The sequence below is a fragment of the Burkholderia sp. Ac-20344 genome (assembly GCF_017104975.1).
Taxonomy (GTDB): Bacteria; Pseudomonadota; Gammaproteobacteria; order Burkholderiales; family Burkholderiaceae; genus Burkholderia.
In genome coordinates, this window is sequence record NZ_JAAGPP010000017.1 from 46,807 (window position 1) to 63,139 (window position 16,333).

Genomic DNA, 16,333 nt, shown 5'->3' on the forward strand with positions numbered 1-16,333 from the left:
TTGCCTCGCGTGATTCGCGTGATTCGCGTGATGAATGACCGGGAGCGGACTCGCTCAACGGCTCATCACGGGTGAGGTCGCCGGAATTTCATACTCAAGGTGCGAGTCGTCGAAAATGTCGGAGAATTCGCGGCTTTGCCGGAAGGTGGGATCGGGCTCGCAACTCATCGGCAGATAGCCGCCCATCCACTGACGCAGATCGGTCATTTCAGGCGTAGTGCCGTAGACGTTCGCCACCGGCCGCTCGCCGCGCGCCACGGCTTCGATCTGCTCCTGCAGCATCTGCCGGAACATCACAATGCCGCGATCGGAGGCACCGAGATTCTCGCGCGATCGGTCCAGAATCGGGCCCTGTGTTTCGACCGCCATGGCATCCTGGCTCATGAACGTGTTCATCAGATAACGGCCGGCGACGTCGGTGCGCTTCGGTTGTTGTACGATTTTCGGCGCTTCGCCGGAGGTCACGGCGGTGCCGTCGGCAGAAGGCGTAAACGAGACCCAGACGATGCGCGTGGTCGTGTCGTCGACCGGCACGCGCCAATGCATTTCGGTCATGATGCGCAGCATGTTCGGGAACACCATCAAATTGCCCCAGCCACGTCCCGCCGACGCGTACTCCCAACTCTTCACGATGCCCCAGTCGAAACGCTGGAAGCCGAAGCGCTTGAACGGCTTGCCGAAGCCGGAACGGTCGGTCATACCGAGATGTTCGAAATACTTCGAGTGCGTGTAGAACGTATGCGTGACGTCGACGGCATTTTCCTGCACCTGGAACCAGTTGCAGGCCAAGTCGTCCTGCACTTCGAAATGACGGATGCCGTCATTTCTCACCAGGATGTCCCAGTTCGGAAACGCGGGCTGGTGCTCGGCCGGTCCCATGTATGCGAAGATCAGGCCGCCGCATTCGTGAGTCGCGTAGCTGTCGATCATCTTCTTGCAGACGCGGCTGGCTTTTGCCGATTCGAACGGACGCTCGACGCATTCTCCGGCCGCGTTGTAGAGCCAGCCGTGATAGGCGCAACGAATCTTTTCACCTTCCACGAAGCCGTACAGCAACGAGGCACCGCGATGCGGACAACGTTCCTGCACCAGCAGCACGTCGCCGCCCTCGGTGCGCGCCAGCACGAGATTCTCGCCGAGAACCCGCACCTGCTTCGTCTGGCCGGGCTCGACCAGTTCCGACGAATATCCCACCGGATGCCAGTAGCGCCGCAGCAGATCGCCGCACGGTGTATTGGGTCCGACGCGCGTGAGCAATTCGTTGGTTGCGTGGTCAAGCATGGTTCTCCTCTCTGAGATAAAAGCGGGCGTTTAAACCCGGAACGTCTCTATGCCGAAGGCGACGGCCACCGCCTTTATGCCGAAGGCGACGGCCACCGCCTTTATGCCGAAGGCGACGGCCACCGCCTTCGGTCGACTGAAATCTATTTTTTTAGACTAAACAAACTCACCAAGAAAGGCAAGCACAAACATTCGCAATTTTTGCAATGTTTAGGCGGCCAATTCGATCGACATGACATCTTGTGTATAATTAAAAAGATGGACAGGTATGCTAACGACTTGCGGATTTGCCTAGGGAACAGGAAGGGAAGATGGCAATTATTGGCGTGATGGGCTCTGGCAGCAGCGAATGGCCGGAACTGGCGGAACCGCTCGGTGTGTGGATCGCCTGTCATGGCTTCGACCTGCTGACCGGCGCGGGGCGGGGCGTGATGCTCTCCACTGCGCGGGCATTCGCCACCGTGCGAGAACGCGCAGGGCGCTCGATCGGCATCGTGCCGAGTGAGATGCATCCGCTATTCGGGTTCACTCCGATAGCCGGTTATCCGAACCCGTTCGTCGATCTGCCGATCCTCACACCGCTGCCGCGCAAGGAATCCGGCGCGCCGGATTCCGCGCTCAGCCGCAATGACGTGAACGTGCTGACCAGCGACGTGGTGATCGCGTTGCCGGGCAGCAAGGGCACGCTCGACGAGATACGCCTCGCCACGCGCTTCGCCAAGCCGCTGATGTGCATCGGCCCCACGGGCGCGTTTGAAGGCGTGCCAGACGGCACGCGTATCGTCTCCGAACTGGACGAGGTGTTCGCGTTTATCCGCTGCCGTACCGCAGCGGCGCAATAGCACGCATTCAAAGGCTTCGGATCGTTTCTGCCAGCACGCCCACGCCCTTCATGAAGTCGGCGATCTCCATCGCTTCATGGGGATTGTGCGAGCCGTGCTCGTTGCGCACGAACAGCATGCCGCTCGGCACACCGGCGTTCGCGAACAACGCGGCGTCGTGGCCCGCGCCGCTCGCCAGGGTCACGACGGGAATAGCGAGGCGGCTGCACGCTTGCGTCAGCGCCTCGCGCAAGCCTAGGTCCATGCGCGCGGGCGCGCTCGTCAAGCGGCGGTCGAATTCGAATCGGACGCCCCGCTCGCGCGCAATCGAATTGCACTCGGCCATCAGCAATTCGTGAAAGACATTGAGCGTGTCGGTGCTTTCGCTGCGCGCCTCGAAGCTGAAGTGCACCTGGCCGGGAATCCGCGAGATCGAATGCTCCTCGTGATCGGTCGACACAATTCCGGTTGTCACCACCAGATCGATATCGCTCTCCAGCAGCGAGCGCCAGTGACCGTCGAGCCGCGTAATAAGCTCGGCCACCGCGAATATCGCGTCGTGTCGCAAACCGCGCGGCACGGCACCGGAATGACCCGCCTCGCCGATGCAGCTGATCGAGTTATGGCGGATATTGCCGCGAATCCCCGACACCACCGCCACCGGCAGATCGCGCGCAACCATGACCGGCCCCTGCTCGATATGCAACTCCAGATACGCATACGCGCCGCGCAGGTCGAAGCAGGGCTTCTGGGCCCTCACGGCGTCCACATCGACGCCCGCCGACGCCATGCAGTCGGCCAGCGTGCGCCCCGTGCTGCGATGCTTCATCAGCAGATCGTCGGGCTTCAGTTTGCCGAATAGTGCGCTGGAGCCCATATACGCTTTGCCGAACCAGGCGCTTTCCTCGCCCCGCAAGGCGATCACTTTCAACGGATGTCGCGAGGGACGCCCGCTGCGCCGCTGCTCGACCAGACAGAGCAGACCGGCGACGATGCCGGCCAGGCCGTCGTAATTGCCGCCGTGCGGCACGGAGTCGAGATGCGAGCCGACCCAGATTGCAGGTGTGCGGTCATCGCTGTCCGGCAGGCTGAAGATCACATTGGCCGCACGGTCGGCGACGACGCGCAAACCCTCCTGCTCCGCGTACCGCGTGAGCAGACGCGCGGCGGCCGACTCGCTCTCGCCGTAGCTCTCACGCGTGATGCCGACACCGTCGAACGACAGCGCACGGGTTTCGTCGAACCACTGCGTCGCGAGCGACGTCAGTTCTTCAAGCAGGATCGGTGGGGTCGGCGGCGCAGGCTCCACTTCGGGCGAATACGCCGGTTCGCGCAGGCGGTTCAAGACTTCAATTTTTGCATTCATGGCATGCCGACCCAATTGCGGCCGTGACGATGGTCGTGCTCGCTTGCGAGCTCTGGCTCGGCTCCGTCTGCAGGACACCGTGCATGGGCCGTCGCGCAGAATCGCGCCCAGCGTTCGCTCGACTGCACGTCGAGTTCGACGCCGCCGGTCAACTCCGCGACGGCGTCAACACGCTGCTCGACGCAATACGCCGCGAGTCCGTCGATGATTTTCTGCATCACACCAGGATCGCGGAACGACGCCGTACCGACCTGCACCGCGCTCGCGCCGGCGAGCATGAACTCGACGGCATCGTCAGCGTTCTGGATGCCGCCGCAGCCGATCACGGGAATCGAAATCGCGCGATAGCACTGGTGCACCAGCCGCAGCGCGACTGGCTTGATCGACGGTCCCGACAGTCCGCCCATCACGTTGCCGAGCGAGGGCTTGCGCGTGCGCACGTCGATCGACATGCCCAGTACGGTATTGCCCATGACGACTGCGTCGGCGCCGGCCTCTTCGGCCGCGCGCGCGATCCTCGCGATGTTGCCCGCATTCGGCGTGAGCTTGACCCACAGCGGATGACGTGTGCGCCGCCTGACCGCGTCGACGACCTGCCATGTGGTCTGCGCGTCCATGCCGAAGGCCATGCCGTCCGCCTCGAGATTGGGACACGAGATGTTGGCCTCGATCGCGGCCACCTCGGGCAGCGAGAGTGCTTCACAGGCTTGCGCGAAACTGTCGGCCGTATCCGCCGACACCGACACCACCACGGGCGTGCCGTAGCGAGTGTATGCGGGCAGCACGTGATCGCGGTAGTAGTCGATTCCGCGGCTCGGGATACCGATCGAGTTGAGCATGCCGTGGACGGTTTCTGCCACACGCGGCGTCGGGTTGCCGGGACGGCTCACCGGCGACACGCTTTTCACGACCAGCGCGCCGAGCTGCGCGAGATCGAGCGCCTCGTTGTACTCGATCGCGAAGCAGCCCGACGCGGGCATCACGGGATTGCGCAGACGCAGCGCGCCGAGATTGACTGAGAGATCAGGCAAAATCTGCCTCCGCTACGACGTCGGGAATGGCAAATACCGGACCTTCGCGACAGACGCGCCGAAAGCCGCGCGTTTCGCCGTCATCGAACATCCGCACGCAGGACAGGCACACGCCCATGCCGCACGCCATGCGCTGCTCCAGGGCCACTTCGCCGTGAATCCGCGGATGCTCGACAAGCAGGCGCTGCAGCAACGCCAGCACACGCTGCGAGCCGCAGGTGTAGACCGCATCCAGCCGTTCACGCGCAAGCAACGCGCGCAGCAGAGGCTCCAATCGTTGCGGGTCCGACGAGCCGTCGCTGTCGAATACGCAGTGGACCTCGGCGGCTGCACCGCGGAGAAACGCCTCGCGCATCAAGTCGCCGGGTGTGCGCGCCGACATCACAACGGTCAGGGCGATGCCGGCGCGTGCCGCGCGTTGCACCAGTGGCGCCATTGTCGCGAGACCCACGCCACGCGCCACCAGCAACAGCCGGCGCGCCTTGGGCGGAAGATGGAACGGCTGTCCAAGCGGACCGACGATCGAGATGCGCGTGCCGTTCGCGGACTGCGCAAGCGCGCGCGTGCCGACGCCCGTTACGTTGTAGAGAAATTCGATGTCTCCCGCGCCAGGTCCCATGCCGTAGACGCTCATGGGCCGCAACAGGAACGGCTGATGCTGCGCGGTCACCGGACACGTCAACTGATAGAACTGGCCGGCTTGCGTCGTGTGGGCGAGCGGTGCTTGCGCCCGTACCCGCAGATAGCGGTAGCGGCTGTTGACTGCGCGATGTTCGACGATTTCACAGTCGTGCGAGCTCACGCTCGCGGCCCATGAATCGCCGCAGGAACACGGATCGTCACGCATGACGTCCTCCTTTTTGCTGTTGGCACAACGGCCGCGAAAACGGTCGCCCATTTCACTGCGCCGGACGATTTAGTCGAGCGGCGCGCCTTTCAATTCGGGAATCAGCACGAGCGTCGCCACCATGTCGAGCACGTATAGCGCGGCAAGCAGGGCAATTGCGATCTGAAACGAGTACTGCGCCGCAAGCGCGCCGACCACCAAAGGCCCGAGTCCACCGATTGCGCGGCCCACGTTCCACAGGACGTTTTGCGCGGTGGCCCGTACGCTGGTCGGATAGGCTTCGGACATCAGCGTGCCGTAGCCCCCCACCATGCCGTTGACGAACATGCCCATCAGCGCGCCGGCCCACAACATCGTGACCGGATCGGTCAGGCGCGAATACGCGATCACCATGACCACGGCGCCGAACTGATACAACAGGAAGGTCGGCTTGCGGCCGATCCGGTCGGCCAATTGCCCGAACAGCCACACGCCGCTCATCATTCCGATCACCGTCACCGCCGTCCACAGACCCGACTTCGTCAGCGAGAAGCCCATCTGCTTCGACAGGAAGGTCGGCATCCAGATCATGATTCCGTAGTAGCCGAAGTTCTGCACCGAACACAGGATGACGATGCCGAGACTCGTGCGCGCGGTGCGGCTGTCGGCCACCAGCAGACGAAAGCGCTGGGTCGTGCGCGCCGGCTTGCTGCTGTTCATGAACACTTCGGGTTCATGCAGCTTGTTGCGCAAAATCCAGGCTACCAGCGCCGGCAGCACGCCGACCGCGAACATGCCGCGCCAGCCGACGTGCTGAAGCAGAAGCGGCGTCAGCAGCGCCGCGAGCAGCACGCCGCTTTGCCAGCCCAGCGCCACGTAGGACGACACGCGCGCCCGCTTGCTCGCGGGCCAGGCTTCAGCCGCGAGCGCCATGCCGATGCCGAACTCGCCGCCCAGCCCAATGCCCGCAATCGTGCGGTACGCCAGCAGGTCCCAGAAACCCTGGGCGAACGCGCATAAGCCCGTGAAGATCGCGAACAGCAGAATCGTCCAGGTCAGCACGCGAACGCGGCCGAAGCGGTCGCTCAACGCACCGAAGATCACACCGCCCGCCACCGCGCCGACCAGCGTCCACGTCACCAATGCGCCGGCCTGCTGGGCGCCGAGATGCAGCCCCGCCGAAATGGCCGGCAGCATGAAGCCGAGAATCAGCAGGTCGAAGCCGTCCATCGCGTAGCCGATTGCCGAGCCGGCCAGCACTTTCCACGCGTAACGCGACACCCGTTCCGGCGGCTGCGGCGCCGGGATCGCCGACGACGATTGAAGATTTGCTTCCATGATTATCCGTATGCGTGATTGGTTAGCTTTCTACGCCGCGACTGGCGATTCGGTCTCCGCGTGCCGTCCATTGTCGTTTTTTATGGACAGCGAGGACGTGCGCAGCCTTATCGGCCACCGCCGATAGGCCGCTTGCAGCGGCGGTTCCATCCGGTGAGCTCCGCACCGTCACACGACGAGTGCTTGCGAAATGCCTGCAGCGAAGTGGTTCAGCGCGGCCAGAAGCGCCGCGTCGGATTCTCCGCTCGCGTCGCTCAAACGCTGCACATCGGCGCGTAGATTCACCAGAAACGTCCGCACCGTCGCCTGTTCGACGGCGATACCCTCCTGACGCTCTGCGAACGTCGCCGCGGCCTGCGCGAGCAGAACCAGGGCAGCCGCTTCATGCCCGCCGGACGACGAAGCGTCCCTGCAACGTTCCGCAAAGCGGTGGATGTCCGAAAAACCGACCATATCCTGAGCGAGCCATGCGTTGGCGATCGAAAGATTCATTTTATTGCTACTCGTCTAAATATTTAGACTACTAGTGCAAATAAGAGAATGCAAGCATTGATTGAACGATGGGTACGAATCCGCGGTTGCATCAGAAACGGGTGCGCATGCCGGCGCCGTAAGTCACGCCGGTCGACTCGTTGCTGAAATGATCGAGCTTGATCGCGGCGTACAGGTCGGTGCGCTTCGAAAGCGAATAGTCGTAACCGAGTGCGCCGGTGCTGCGATGCTGGCCGTCGGTGGTGGCGCCGCTCGATCGGGTATAGGCGTAGCTGGCCAGTAACACACCGACGCCGATCGGTACGCTCATGCCGGCCTGCCCGGTGTTGCCGTGGAAATTGCCAGTTCGCGAGCGGTCTTCGACATTCATGTACTGCGCGTATAGCTTGACGAACCTGAAGTCGTACGAAACGTTCAGTTGAGCCGTACTCTGGCTGTAGAGTCCCGGCACACCGGTGAGCGTCGTGCCGAGATCTCCGGGCGCCGCGCTGAAATTCACGTACTGGTAAACCACCGCGGCGGCGAACGCGCCACGCACGAAGTTGGCGTTGACGCTCCATTTCTTCGCGCCGTTCTCGCCCGCCGTATTGCCGAACGCGTAGAGCAGACCCGCATTGAAGCCGCCTAACGTCGGGCTCGTGTAGCTCACCGCGTTGTTCCATGCAGAGTCTCCGACCACGCCTTCGGTGCCCAGACCTTTGAAAGTCTGGAAAATCATCGGCGAGAACGTGTATGAGTTGAACAACGGGTTGAACTGGATCGTGGCGAGATACAACGGCGTCGTAATGCGGCCGGCGCGCAACTGGCCGTACTTCGTCGACAAGCCGACGAATGCGTTACGGGAAAAGAAACTGTCGCCCCTATAGCGGCCGTAAGTGCCGTTTTGAGGCTGAAAATAGCTCTCCAGCACGAAGAATGCCGAATTGCCGCCGCCCAGATCTTCCTTGCCGCTCAGGCCCCAGAACGAGGTCGACATTCCGCCGCCCTGATTGACCACGGCGGCCCGGCCACCGGGGTTTTTCACGGAGCCCACGAACACGTCCGCCATACCGTACAGCGTCACGTTCGATTGCGCATGGGCCACCGGCATATTGGCCGTGAGACCGGCAGCGGCCAGCGCCGCCCAATGCTTGCATTTGATATTCATCACTTTGCTCTTTTCCGGCCGTTGATGGCTGGTGTCATACCCCGTGTCGATGGATCGGTCGCGCAGTCGACGGCAATACGTCGTCTGCGCGACCGGCGTGTTCGACGACATCGAGGCGCAGCGCTGTACAGCCGTCCGTCTATTTATTTAGACGTCCGGCTGTGCGCAATTCCCGATCCCAAGGACGCAGTGCACGCCGTGATGCCGCGAACGCCGCGACGCGCTTCCTTACGCGATGCCGTTTGAGCTAAAATACACAATCCAAAAAAATAGACAAAATAATTAATTGTCTATAGACGGGACGCCGGGGCCGCGTGGCCACCCGCGTTGACTTGCGCAAATGTCAGAGGCCTTCAGAGTGACATCTTCCAGCACACGGAAAAAACGCCCGCACGGGGCACGCTTCGATTATCAAAGCATCGGCGAACGTCTGCGCGCTTACCGGATGGCGGCCGAGCTACGCAGCGAAGATGTCGCCGACCGGCTGAACATCTCGCGCGCCGCCGTGTACAAGCTCGAACGCGGCGAGATCGTCAAGGTTGACACACTCGAGCGCCTCGCGGCGTTGTTCGGCGTATCGCTTGCCAATCTGCTGGGCGTGGAAGTGGAATATCACGACTCGGCGGTCAGCTACTTCGAGCGCATGCGTCAGCTGGAAAGCCGCTCAGCGCGCATCGTCGCCCATTTCGACCCTTTCTCTTTCCTGCTGACTTCCGACGAATACGACGGCTGGCTCAGGCAGATGCTCCATGAAAGCATCCCGTCGTCGCTGAACGACGGGGCGTGGCAACAGTTGCTGACTCGCGTCACAGCCATCCTCGCCGAACGCAAGGCAGCGTTCAACCAGGTACGTCCCAATGTGACGAGTCTGATCGGCTTGCGTCAGATCGAACAGTTCCTGCATCACGGGCTGGTGGGCCGCCTCGGTCTGCCGCCGGGCGTCCAGCTCGAACGGAAACTGGCTGCACGCCGTGAAGTCATGCGCATCGTCGAGATGCTCGATCGCGATATCGACGGCATTCATATCGGCATTGTCAGCGACAACATGCCGAGCGAAACCTTCCAGATCTTCGCGGACCAAGAGAAGACGTATGTTGCGACTTCGCCATTCCGCCTCGGCGAGATGCCAAATATCCGCACAGGTATCGCGACCATCACGACCGCACCCGACGCCGTGACCATGTACCGCAAGATGATCGACCGTCTCTGGATCGATGCGGCCAAAGGAAAGGAAGGCGCCGCTTTGCTGAAGAGCCTGCTCGATCGCGCCTGACAGGCGCAATGCGGCGCGTGGACCATTGCGCGAGAGCCGCTGATCCGAACGAATGAGACTCAGCGGCACGGCGCTTTGGGGAGGCTTGCTTTTCGCAATGAAATTTCAACGACGTTGCTACGTACCGGCTTCTATGAACTCGACGGTTCATCGCCAGGCCATGAGGCTGCTGCCGAAACTGAAAAGGGCGTTTCGGCGCTGCAAGCGGCCGGTCGGCAGATCGTCGCTTAGCTGACCGTCACTCCGCGCTCGAACAGCAACGCTTCGATGTCGTGCAGGCTGAGCGGGAACTGGAAGTACCAACGCACAGCATGACTGATGACCGACACCGGGAAACGGTGGCCGTGATAAAGCGATCTCGGTTTTGCCATTGCATCATGCAACCCGCCAATGTGACAGCGCCGCGAAACGGCCTACGCATTCGGTGCCATCGCTGCCGATGCGGTCGATGTCAGTTTCTGAACGCGACACGATCGGCGCATCCAACAATTTCGTTAACTTGATCTTTTGATCATTTTAAGGATAATTGTTCACATTCCGCGACGCTTGCATCCCTTCGATCTCGTTGCGAAGCCGTTTCGCACCAGCTGCTCTCGGCTGTTCTGCCCCTCTTTCCGGCCCGATATATCGGCTCGCCGGAATGCCATCACGATTCCGGCCGGCAACGGCGGAATCGTCTGCCTGCAATACAGGCTGTGAAGCGCCAGCGGAGACACTGGCGCCTTCCTCGAAAGTGCGGCTCAAGATCGTGCTCAACCAGAGGAATCGTCGCGCCCTCGATCCAAACCGGTTTGGATCGGCCAGCGAGCGATTTCCCCACTCTGTGATCGACATGACTTGCTTGAAGCAATCCACCCGCGTACGAGCCGGGCGCCCGCCCTATCGGCGCTTTCCGTTTGTCCGACGCGACGGCATGCCGCCCACTCGCACCCATGCGCTCGCCTGCTGTGCGCCGCCCGGCCCCTCATCGGTTCATTCGGCGTAGCGCGTCACCCGCCACCGATCCCGTGGCGTCTTTGGCTGCTGCCGGCACATGCCGTCACGCTGCGCCTTCGCTCGCCCATGCGACGAGCGACATTCCAAGGAGAACTACCATGGCTTCCGACTCCGTGCTTCCCGACGCCCACCCGTCGGAACGAGCCGCCCCGTCCACCTACATGCGCACCGTGGCCTCGGTCGCGGCGATTTCCGGGGGGCTCTACGGGTACGACACCGGCATCATTTCAGGTGCGCTGCCCCTTATCGCACGAGACTTCGGCCTCGACTACCACGCACAGGAACTCGTCGCCGCCGTCATCCTGCTCGGTGCGGTGATCGGCGCACTGCTCGGCACACGCATGTCCGCCGCATTCGGACGCCGCAGAACCATCATGATCGTCTCCGCGATCTATGCGGTCGGCGTGCTGGCTGCCGCACTGTCGCCGGACGTGTGGTCGCTCGCGATTTCGCGACTGGTGCTCGGTTTCGCCGTCGGCGGCTCGACGCAGATCGTGCCGACCTACATTGCAGAACTCGCGGAACCGGACAAGCGCGGTCGCCTCGTCACCTACTTCAACGTATCGATCGGCATCGGCATCCTGCTCGCGGCGCTGATCGGCGTGGCCGGAAACGATCTGTTTCCGTGGCGCGCGATGATTGGTGCGGCGGTCGTACCGTCAGTCATCCTGTTTTTCGGCATGACCAAATTGCCGCGCAGCCCGCGCTGGCTCGTCGAGCAGGATCGCGTCGACGACGCGCATGCCGAATTGTCGAAGGTGCGGGAATCTCGAGCGGCCGTGCGGCGCGAGATTGCGGATATTCAGGACGTCGTCGAGCGGCAGCAGCACAACGCGACTTCGGGCTGGAGTGCGATGCGCGAGCGTTGGGTACGCCCCGCGCTCGTCGCGGGCCTCGGCGTCGCCGCCTTCACCCAGCTCACCGGCATCGAGATGATGATCTACTACACGCCGACGTTCCTGCGCGACGCAGGGTTCGGCGCGTCGGCGTCGCTCTGGGCGGCGCTCGGCGTTGCCATCACGTACCTCGTGATGACATTCGTCGGCAAACTCATCATCGACCATGTCGGCCGCCGCACCATCAGCCTGACGACGCTGCCCGTCGCCGCCGCAAGCCTCGTCATGCTTGGCTGCCTGCTGCGCGGCGACATCGTTACGCACATGCAACAGATCTGGATCATCGTCTGCCTGATCGCATTCATGGTGTTCAACGCCGGCGGAATCCAGGTCATCGGCTGGCTGACCGGCGCGGAAATCTACCCGGTCGCCATTCGGAACCAGGCCACCGGCGCGCACGCCGCGATGCTCTGGGGCTCGAATCTGCTGCTGACCGGCACCGCACTGACCGTGACCCAGTGGCTCGGTGTCGGCGGCGCGATGTGGGCGTACGCAGCGCTCAACGCGCTCGCATGGGCGTTCATCTACTTCATGGTGCCCGAAACGCGCGGCCGCAGCCTCGAAGACATCGAGCGCGCCTTGAAACGCGGAACGTTCGGGCCGCGCCATTCATGACCGCACCGAATCCGATCCATTCCCCCCAGCTCTTTTCCTCATCGCGGAAACCGACATGAACGAACCTACTGTCACACGTCCGCTTTCGGACTGTGCGTTGATCAGCGATTGCGACGGCGTACTCATCAACAGCGAGGCGTTCGCCGAGCACGTCATCGTGACCCGTCTCGAACGTCTCTGGGGACTGGCCGGTCTTCGCGATGTCGTGCGTCCCATGCTCGGCATGCGAGCAGAGGCGCTGCTCCGAACGGTCGGGGCCGTCGTCGATCGTCAACTCGATGACGAAACGATTGAAGCGATCCGCGATGACGCCCACGCGAGTGCCGTGAATGCCCCCGCCATCGCAGGCGTGCGCGATGCGCTCTCCGCCATTCCGCTCGTGAAGGCCTGCGCAAGCAACAGCGATCTTGCGTATGTACGCAGCGTGGTCGGCCGCATCGGCCTGGCCAACGCATTCGGCGAACGACTGTTCACGGCCGACCAGGTGCCATCGCCGAAGCCGGCGCCCGACGTTTATCTGTCCGCCGCCCGGCACATGCAGGTCGCGCCCGAACGCTGCATCGTCGTGGAAGACAGCGCGACAGGTACCGCCGCCGCGATTGCCGCCGGCATGACCGTGCTCGGGTTCGTGGGCGCCGCGCATGCGGCCCGAACGCAAGCGGACAAGCTGCGCGCCGCGGGTGTCTGCGCCGTCTTCGACGACATGGACGCGTTGCCGTCGCTCGTCGACGCCTGGCTACGGCAGATTCCCGGCACGACGCCCGCTTCTCGCCCGTACGCATGACCTCCCGTCCTACCCGATCGAGAACCTCTCTGCGACCATGAACCACAACGAATCCGCTCCAGATCGCATGGATGGCATGCGCCATCCGCTCTCCCACGCAACCCTCGACCGCGTCGCGGCATCCATTCCGACGCCCGCATACGATCATCGTCTGCTGACGGCGGGCATCGCCCATATTGGCGTCGGCAATTTTCATCGCACCCATCAGGCGCGCTACATCGATCGCCTGCTACATTTGCCCGGTCACCATGACTGGGCAATTTGCGGTATCGGCCTCGGCAACAGCCGGTCCTCGGCAGCCAAGGCCGACGCGCTCTGCGCACAGGACTGCCTCTATACGCTGACCGAATTCTCGAGCAACGGCGCTGCAAGCGCGCGCGTAATTGGCGCGATCATCGAGTATCTGCATGCGCCGAGCGACCCGGAGGCCGTGCTGAGCAAGCTCGCCGACCCGGCAATCCGCATCGTTTCGCTGACCATTACCGAAGGCGGTTACAACCTGGACGAGACGACCGGCGCATTTCGGCTCGACACGCCCGATGTCGCGCACGATTTGCTGGGCGGTCCGCCGCGCACCGCTTTCGGGTTTATCGTCGAAGCGCTGAGGCGTCGCCGTGCGGCCAACGCTTCACCTTTTACCGTGATGTCCTGCGACAACCTTCGCGCCAACGGCGATACCGCGCGACGCGCGATACTGGACTTCGCGCGTGCGGTCGACGTAGATCTTGCCGTCTGGATCGAACGATACGTCGCGTTCCCGAACAGCATGGTGGATCGGATCGCCCCCCAGGTGACGGACCAGGTCCGCATGCATGCCAACCGGCTGTCGGGTATCGGCGACAGGGTGCCCGTCGTTGCCGAGACCTTCTCGCAATGGGTGATCGAGGACAGCTTCAGCGCAGGACGACCGGCATTCGACGCCGTGGGTGTCGAGTTGTGCGAGGACGTCGGCGCCTATGAAGCCATGAAAGGGCGGATGCTGAACGCGGCGCATATGTTGCTTGCCTATCCGGCGATTCTGCTCGGTCATCGCTTCGTCCATGACGCGATGGCCGATCGCGATCTCGCTGCGTTGCTCGACGCCTTCCTCATGCGGGATGTCGGGCCGATCCTCACGCTGCCGAGCGACATTTCGGCAGGCGACTATGCCGCCAGCATACTTGAACGTTTCGGCAACCCCGCGCTCGGCGATCAGTTGCTGCGAGTCGGGTGTGACGGGGCATCCAAGATCCCGGTGTTTCATGAAAAAACCATCGGCACACTGATCCGGCTCGACCGTGACATCCGGCGTGAAGCACTGCTGCTGGCATGCTATCAACACTATCTGAGCGGCGTCGACGACCTCGGCAGCAGGTTCGCAGTCGACGAGCCGCAACTCGATCAATCGGACTTTGAGCGCGTGGGAGGCGGTGATCCACTTGCAATACTGGATGCCAAGCCGTTCGCCGCACTTCGCCTTCGGGAAAGTGCAAGATTCACCGAGCTATTCCGCACGATGCAGGTAGCCATCGCACAACGTTCGACTCGCGATGCAGTACGACTCGCGCTCGAATCGGACGAATGACCATTGCGTCGCTCGCTTTCACCGTCGCAATCATTGCATCGACCGACGTGCGGGTGCCCGCACGGATAGCCCGTCATATGTTTTCGGAACGAAGCCCATACATTGATACAGCGACGTCGACCTGCGTATAAGCACCTCATGAAATCTTCCCGATAAGACCAAGTTACCTCGCGCGATGGAACAATCAACAATAAAATAGAATGAAGACCTCATCACATATTCGCAAGATCGCTAACAAAATAGAGAAAATTCTGCGCGAGAACGACGTGGCCGCGCCGAATCCAACCGCTGTGTACCGACTGGAACGGCAATACAGCCTGCTACGGCCACATTGTGGCTATTGTGCCGAGAGAACGAGGAAGATTGTGATCCTCGCCAGGATTTTCTATAGCGTACGCAAGCATATGTTTCATCCGCTCGGGGCCGATGGCGTCATGCGTGACATGATTGTGAACCTCGAACTTATCCGATCGTGGTCGAACTTGTGGGAGCAACACGGCAAGTAACCCGAGATAGTCGATTCATATTGATTCGCTTCGCGGCCTGCTTCAAATACGGCTTGATCGACAACCAATCATGCAAATTTAATTACATTATTAACCAATAGAACTTCGTACCGTAAAGGAATGTCAGGTTCCAACGGAGATCGTTTTTGATTTCCGTATCTTTTGACACGCCACGTGTCATGTGGCGTCAATCAGCCAACTCGAATTGCGGTTTGGCAAGGTGCGGAGTATCGGAAATGACAGCGAAGGTGAACCTGAAAGCGCTATCGGATGCGCTTGGACTGTCGCGCACGACGGTCAGCCGGGCGTTGAACGGTTATAGCGACGTCAGCAAGGCGACGCGTGAACGGGTAATGAAGCTGGCGCGTGAAATGGACTATGTCGCGGACCCGACTGCGCGTCGGCTGGCCATGGGACGCGCCGATGCAATTGGCATCGTGTATCCATTCGACGCCGACGATCTCGGCGATCCGCGATTCGGTGAGGTCATCGCGGGTATTGCCGAGCGGCTCGCCGAGTGTGACCTGGATTTTTTCATCGTGGCCGCTCGACCGGACGCCGAACTGGCCACCTACCGCCGGATCGTCGACGGCAAGCTCGTCGACGGGCTGATCGTCGCGCGCACGCTGGGCAACGACCCGCGCATCGCCTTCCTTCAATCGCGCAAGTTTCCATACGTTGCCTACGGCCGCTCGCACGGCAGCGAATCTTGCGTGTGGTTCGACTTCGACAACGAGGCTGGCGCAAAGATGGCCGTGCAACGGCTGATCGCCTTGGGTCATCGCCGCATTGCGATGATCAGCGCTCCGCTTGCATTGAATTTCTCGGCGCAGCGTCGAGTGGGTTACCTCGCGGCAATGCGCGATGCCGGTATCGCGCCGGATCCTGCGCTGCTTGTCGAGTGTCCAATGAAGCGTGACGACGGACTGCAAGCCGCACGAGAACTGCTGACGCGCGCAGAACGGCCGACGGCGCTGCTGGTCGACAACAATATCTCGGGCGGCGGCGCATATCGCGCACTGGTCGACAGCGGGCTGCGATTGGGGCGGGATTTTTCGCTGATTGTTTACGACGGCGTGCCTCTGGATGTCTCTCACCCCCATCGCGTGACCGCCGTTTTACAACCGACCGGGCATGCGACAGGCTGTTTGCTGGCGGACCTGGTTCTTCGCGCGCGTGCCGAAGGCGCTCCACATCAGCGACTCGAGCAGCCCGTGATCGAACCCGGGGATACGGACGGCCCCGTACATGCACTATGAGCGCAGCATTGCCAGCCCCCATCGAGAATACTCAAGCGCCGGAAACACATCGAACACCGCACTCTGCTTCCCATGCCACCGGCGACGTATAGCACCGCATAAGAGCTATCCGCCGCATTCACCCTTCGGTCGCCGATC

14 protein-coding genes and 2 pseudogenes are annotated in these 16,333 nt (G+C 62.1%); 8 read left to right on the plus strand and 8 right to left on the minus strand.

Going from position 1 to position 16,333, the window contains the following annotated elements; genetic code table 11:
- Positions 1–54: 54 nt before the first annotated feature.
- The gene (locus G3N64_RS08520; protein WP_205783430.1) at positions 55–1,281 is read right to left on the minus strand and encodes an aromatic ring-hydroxylating dioxygenase subunit alpha; all 1,227 of its coding nucleotides are present in this window, start codon (positions 1,279–1,281) and stop codon (positions 55–57) included.
- 311 nt (positions 1,282–1,592) lie between these two features.
- Between G3N64_RS08520 and G3N64_RS08525 the strand changes: the two genes are divergently transcribed.
- Positions 1,593–2,123, plus strand: coding sequence for a DNA-binding protein (locus G3N64_RS08525; RefSeq protein ID WP_205783431.1), 531 nt, complete (start codon positions 1,593–1,595; stop codon positions 2,121–2,123).
- Positions 2,124–2,130: 7 nt separating this feature from the next.
- On the opposite strand, the gene G3N64_RS08530 is transcribed toward G3N64_RS08525, so the two are convergent.
- The 6 genes from G3N64_RS08530 to G3N64_RS08555 all read right to left on the minus strand — a co-directional run bounded on the left by G3N64_RS08530 (position 2,131) and on the right by G3N64_RS08555 (position 8,302).
- Positions 2,131–3,468, minus strand: coding sequence for a hydantoinase/carbamoylase family amidase (locus G3N64_RS08530; protein WP_205783432.1), 1,338 nt, complete (start codon positions 3,466–3,468; stop codon positions 2,131–2,133).
- Positions 3,465–4,499, minus strand: coding sequence for a dihydroorotate dehydrogenase (locus G3N64_RS08535; RefSeq protein ID WP_205783433.1), 1,035 nt, complete (start codon positions 4,497–4,499; stop codon positions 3,465–3,467). Before G3N64_RS08535 ends, G3N64_RS08530 begins: the two co-directional genes overlap by 4 nt.
- Complete coding sequence (locus G3N64_RS08540; protein ID WP_205783434.1) at positions 4,492–5,346, minus strand: dihydroorotate dehydrogenase electron transfer subunit; 855 nt, start codon at positions 5,344–5,346, stop codon at positions 4,492–4,494. The genes G3N64_RS08535 and G3N64_RS08540 overlap by 8 nt, the downstream gene beginning before the upstream one ends.
- Before the next feature lie 69 nt (positions 5,347–5,415).
- Complete coding sequence (locus tag G3N64_RS08545; RefSeq protein ID WP_205783435.1) at positions 5,416–6,663, minus strand: MFS transporter; 1,248 nt, start codon at positions 6,661–6,663, stop codon at positions 5,416–5,418.
- A 168-nt stretch (positions 6,664–6,831) separates the two neighbouring features.
- Positions 6,832–7,155, minus strand: a complete 324-nt coding sequence (locus tag G3N64_RS08550) for a hypothetical protein (protein ID WP_205783436.1) — start codon at positions 7,153–7,155, stop codon at positions 6,832–6,834.
- Between the two features lie 91 nt (positions 7,156–7,246).
- Complete coding sequence (locus G3N64_RS08555; protein WP_205783468.1) at positions 7,247–8,302, minus strand: porin; 1,056 nt, start codon at positions 8,300–8,302, stop codon at positions 7,247–7,249.
- A gap of 358 nt (positions 8,303–8,660) precedes the next feature.
- Between G3N64_RS08555 and G3N64_RS08560 the strand changes: the two genes are divergently transcribed.
- Both G3N64_RS08560 and G3N64_RS08565 read left to right on the plus strand, forming a co-directional pair.
- Positions 8,661–9,575 carry a helix-turn-helix transcriptional regulator gene (locus tag G3N64_RS08560; RefSeq protein WP_205783437.1) on the plus strand — a complete coding sequence of 305 codons (915 nt, stop codon included), beginning with the start codon at positions 8,661–8,663 and terminating at the stop codon, positions 9,573–9,575.
- 136 nt (positions 9,576–9,711) lie between these two features.
- Positions 9,712–9,798 (plus strand): annotated as a pseudogene (locus tag G3N64_RS08565) (IS6 family transposase); the annotation flags it as partial.
- A 7-nt stretch (positions 9,799–9,805) separates the two neighbouring features.
- On the opposite strand, the pseudogene G3N64_RS08570 reads toward G3N64_RS08565, so the two are convergent.
- Positions 9,806–9,946, minus strand: a pseudogene (locus G3N64_RS08570) (IS6 family transposase); the annotation flags it as partial.
- A 723-nt stretch (positions 9,947–10,669) separates the two neighbouring features.
- Here G3N64_RS08570 and G3N64_RS08575 point away from each other — a divergent pair.
- The 5 genes from G3N64_RS08575 to G3N64_RS08595 all read left to right on the plus strand — a co-directional run bounded on the left by G3N64_RS08575 (position 10,670) and on the right by G3N64_RS08595 (position 16,195).
- Positions 10,670–12,082 (plus strand): sugar porter family MFS transporter, encoded by a 1,413-nt coding sequence (locus G3N64_RS08575; protein ID WP_205783438.1) that lies wholly within the window; start codon positions 10,670–10,672, stop codon positions 12,080–12,082.
- Between the two features lie 55 nt (positions 12,083–12,137).
- Positions 12,138–12,866 carry an HAD-IA family hydrolase gene (locus G3N64_RS08580; RefSeq protein WP_205783439.1) on the plus strand — a complete coding sequence of 243 codons (729 nt, stop codon included), beginning with the start codon at positions 12,138–12,140 and terminating at the stop codon, positions 12,864–12,866.
- Between the two features lie 37 nt (positions 12,867–12,903).
- Positions 12,904–14,430, plus strand: a complete 1,527-nt coding sequence (locus G3N64_RS08585) for a mannitol dehydrogenase family protein (protein WP_205783440.1) — start codon at positions 12,904–12,906, stop codon at positions 14,428–14,430.
- Positions 14,431–14,630: 200 nt separating this feature from the next.
- Entirely contained in the window at positions 14,631–14,936 is a 306-nt protein-coding gene (locus G3N64_RS39675; RefSeq protein ID WP_241020847.1) for a hypothetical protein, read from the plus strand.
- A 236-nt stretch (positions 14,937–15,172) separates the two neighbouring features.
- Positions 15,173–16,195 carry a substrate-binding domain-containing protein gene (locus G3N64_RS08595; RefSeq protein WP_205783441.1) on the plus strand — a complete coding sequence of 341 codons (1,023 nt, stop codon included), beginning with the start codon at positions 15,173–15,175 and terminating at the stop codon, positions 16,193–16,195.
- Positions 16,196–16,333: the final 138 nt, after the last annotated feature.

Coding starts and splice junctions, on each gene's coding strand:
- G3N64_RS08520 (WP_205783430.1), bottom strand. CDS start 1,281: ATGCTTGACCACGCAACCAACGAATTGCTCACGCGCGTCGGACCCAAT.
- G3N64_RS08525 (WP_205783431.1), top strand. CDS start 1,593: ATGGCAATTATTGGCGTGATGGGCTCTGGCAGCAGCGAATGGCCGGAA.
- G3N64_RS08530 (WP_205783432.1), bottom strand. CDS start 3,468: ATGAATGCAAAAATTGAAGTCTTGAACCGCCTGCGCGAACCGGCGTAT.
- G3N64_RS08540 (WP_205783434.1), bottom strand. CDS start 5,346: ATGCGTGACGATCCGTGTTCCTGCGGCGATTCATGGGCCGCGAGCGTG.
- G3N64_RS08545 (WP_205783435.1), bottom strand. CDS start 6,663: ATGGAAGCAAATCTTCAATCGTCGTCGGCGATCCCGGCGCCGCAGCCG.
- G3N64_RS08550 (WP_205783436.1), bottom strand. CDS start 7,155: ATGAATCTTTCGATCGCCAACGCATGGCTCGCTCAGGATATGGTCGGT.
- G3N64_RS08555 (WP_205783468.1), bottom strand. CDS start 8,302: ATGAATATCAAATGCAAGCATTGGGCGGCGCTGGCCGCTGCCGGTCTC.
- G3N64_RS08575 (WP_205783438.1), top strand. CDS start 10,670: ATGGCTTCCGACTCCGTGCTTCCCGACGCCCACCCGTCGGAACGAGCC.
- G3N64_RS08580 (WP_205783439.1), top strand. CDS start 12,138: ATGAACGAACCTACTGTCACACGTCCGCTTTCGGACTGTGCGTTGATC.
- G3N64_RS08585 (WP_205783440.1), top strand. CDS start 12,904: ATGAACCACAACGAATCCGCTCCAGATCGCATGGATGGCATGCGCCAT.
- G3N64_RS39675 (WP_241020847.1), top strand. CDS start 14,631: ATGAAGACCTCATCACATATTCGCAAGATCGCTAACAAAATAGAGAAA.
- G3N64_RS08595 (WP_205783441.1), top strand. CDS start 15,173: ATGACAGCGAAGGTGAACCTGAAAGCGCTATCGGATGCGCTTGGACTG.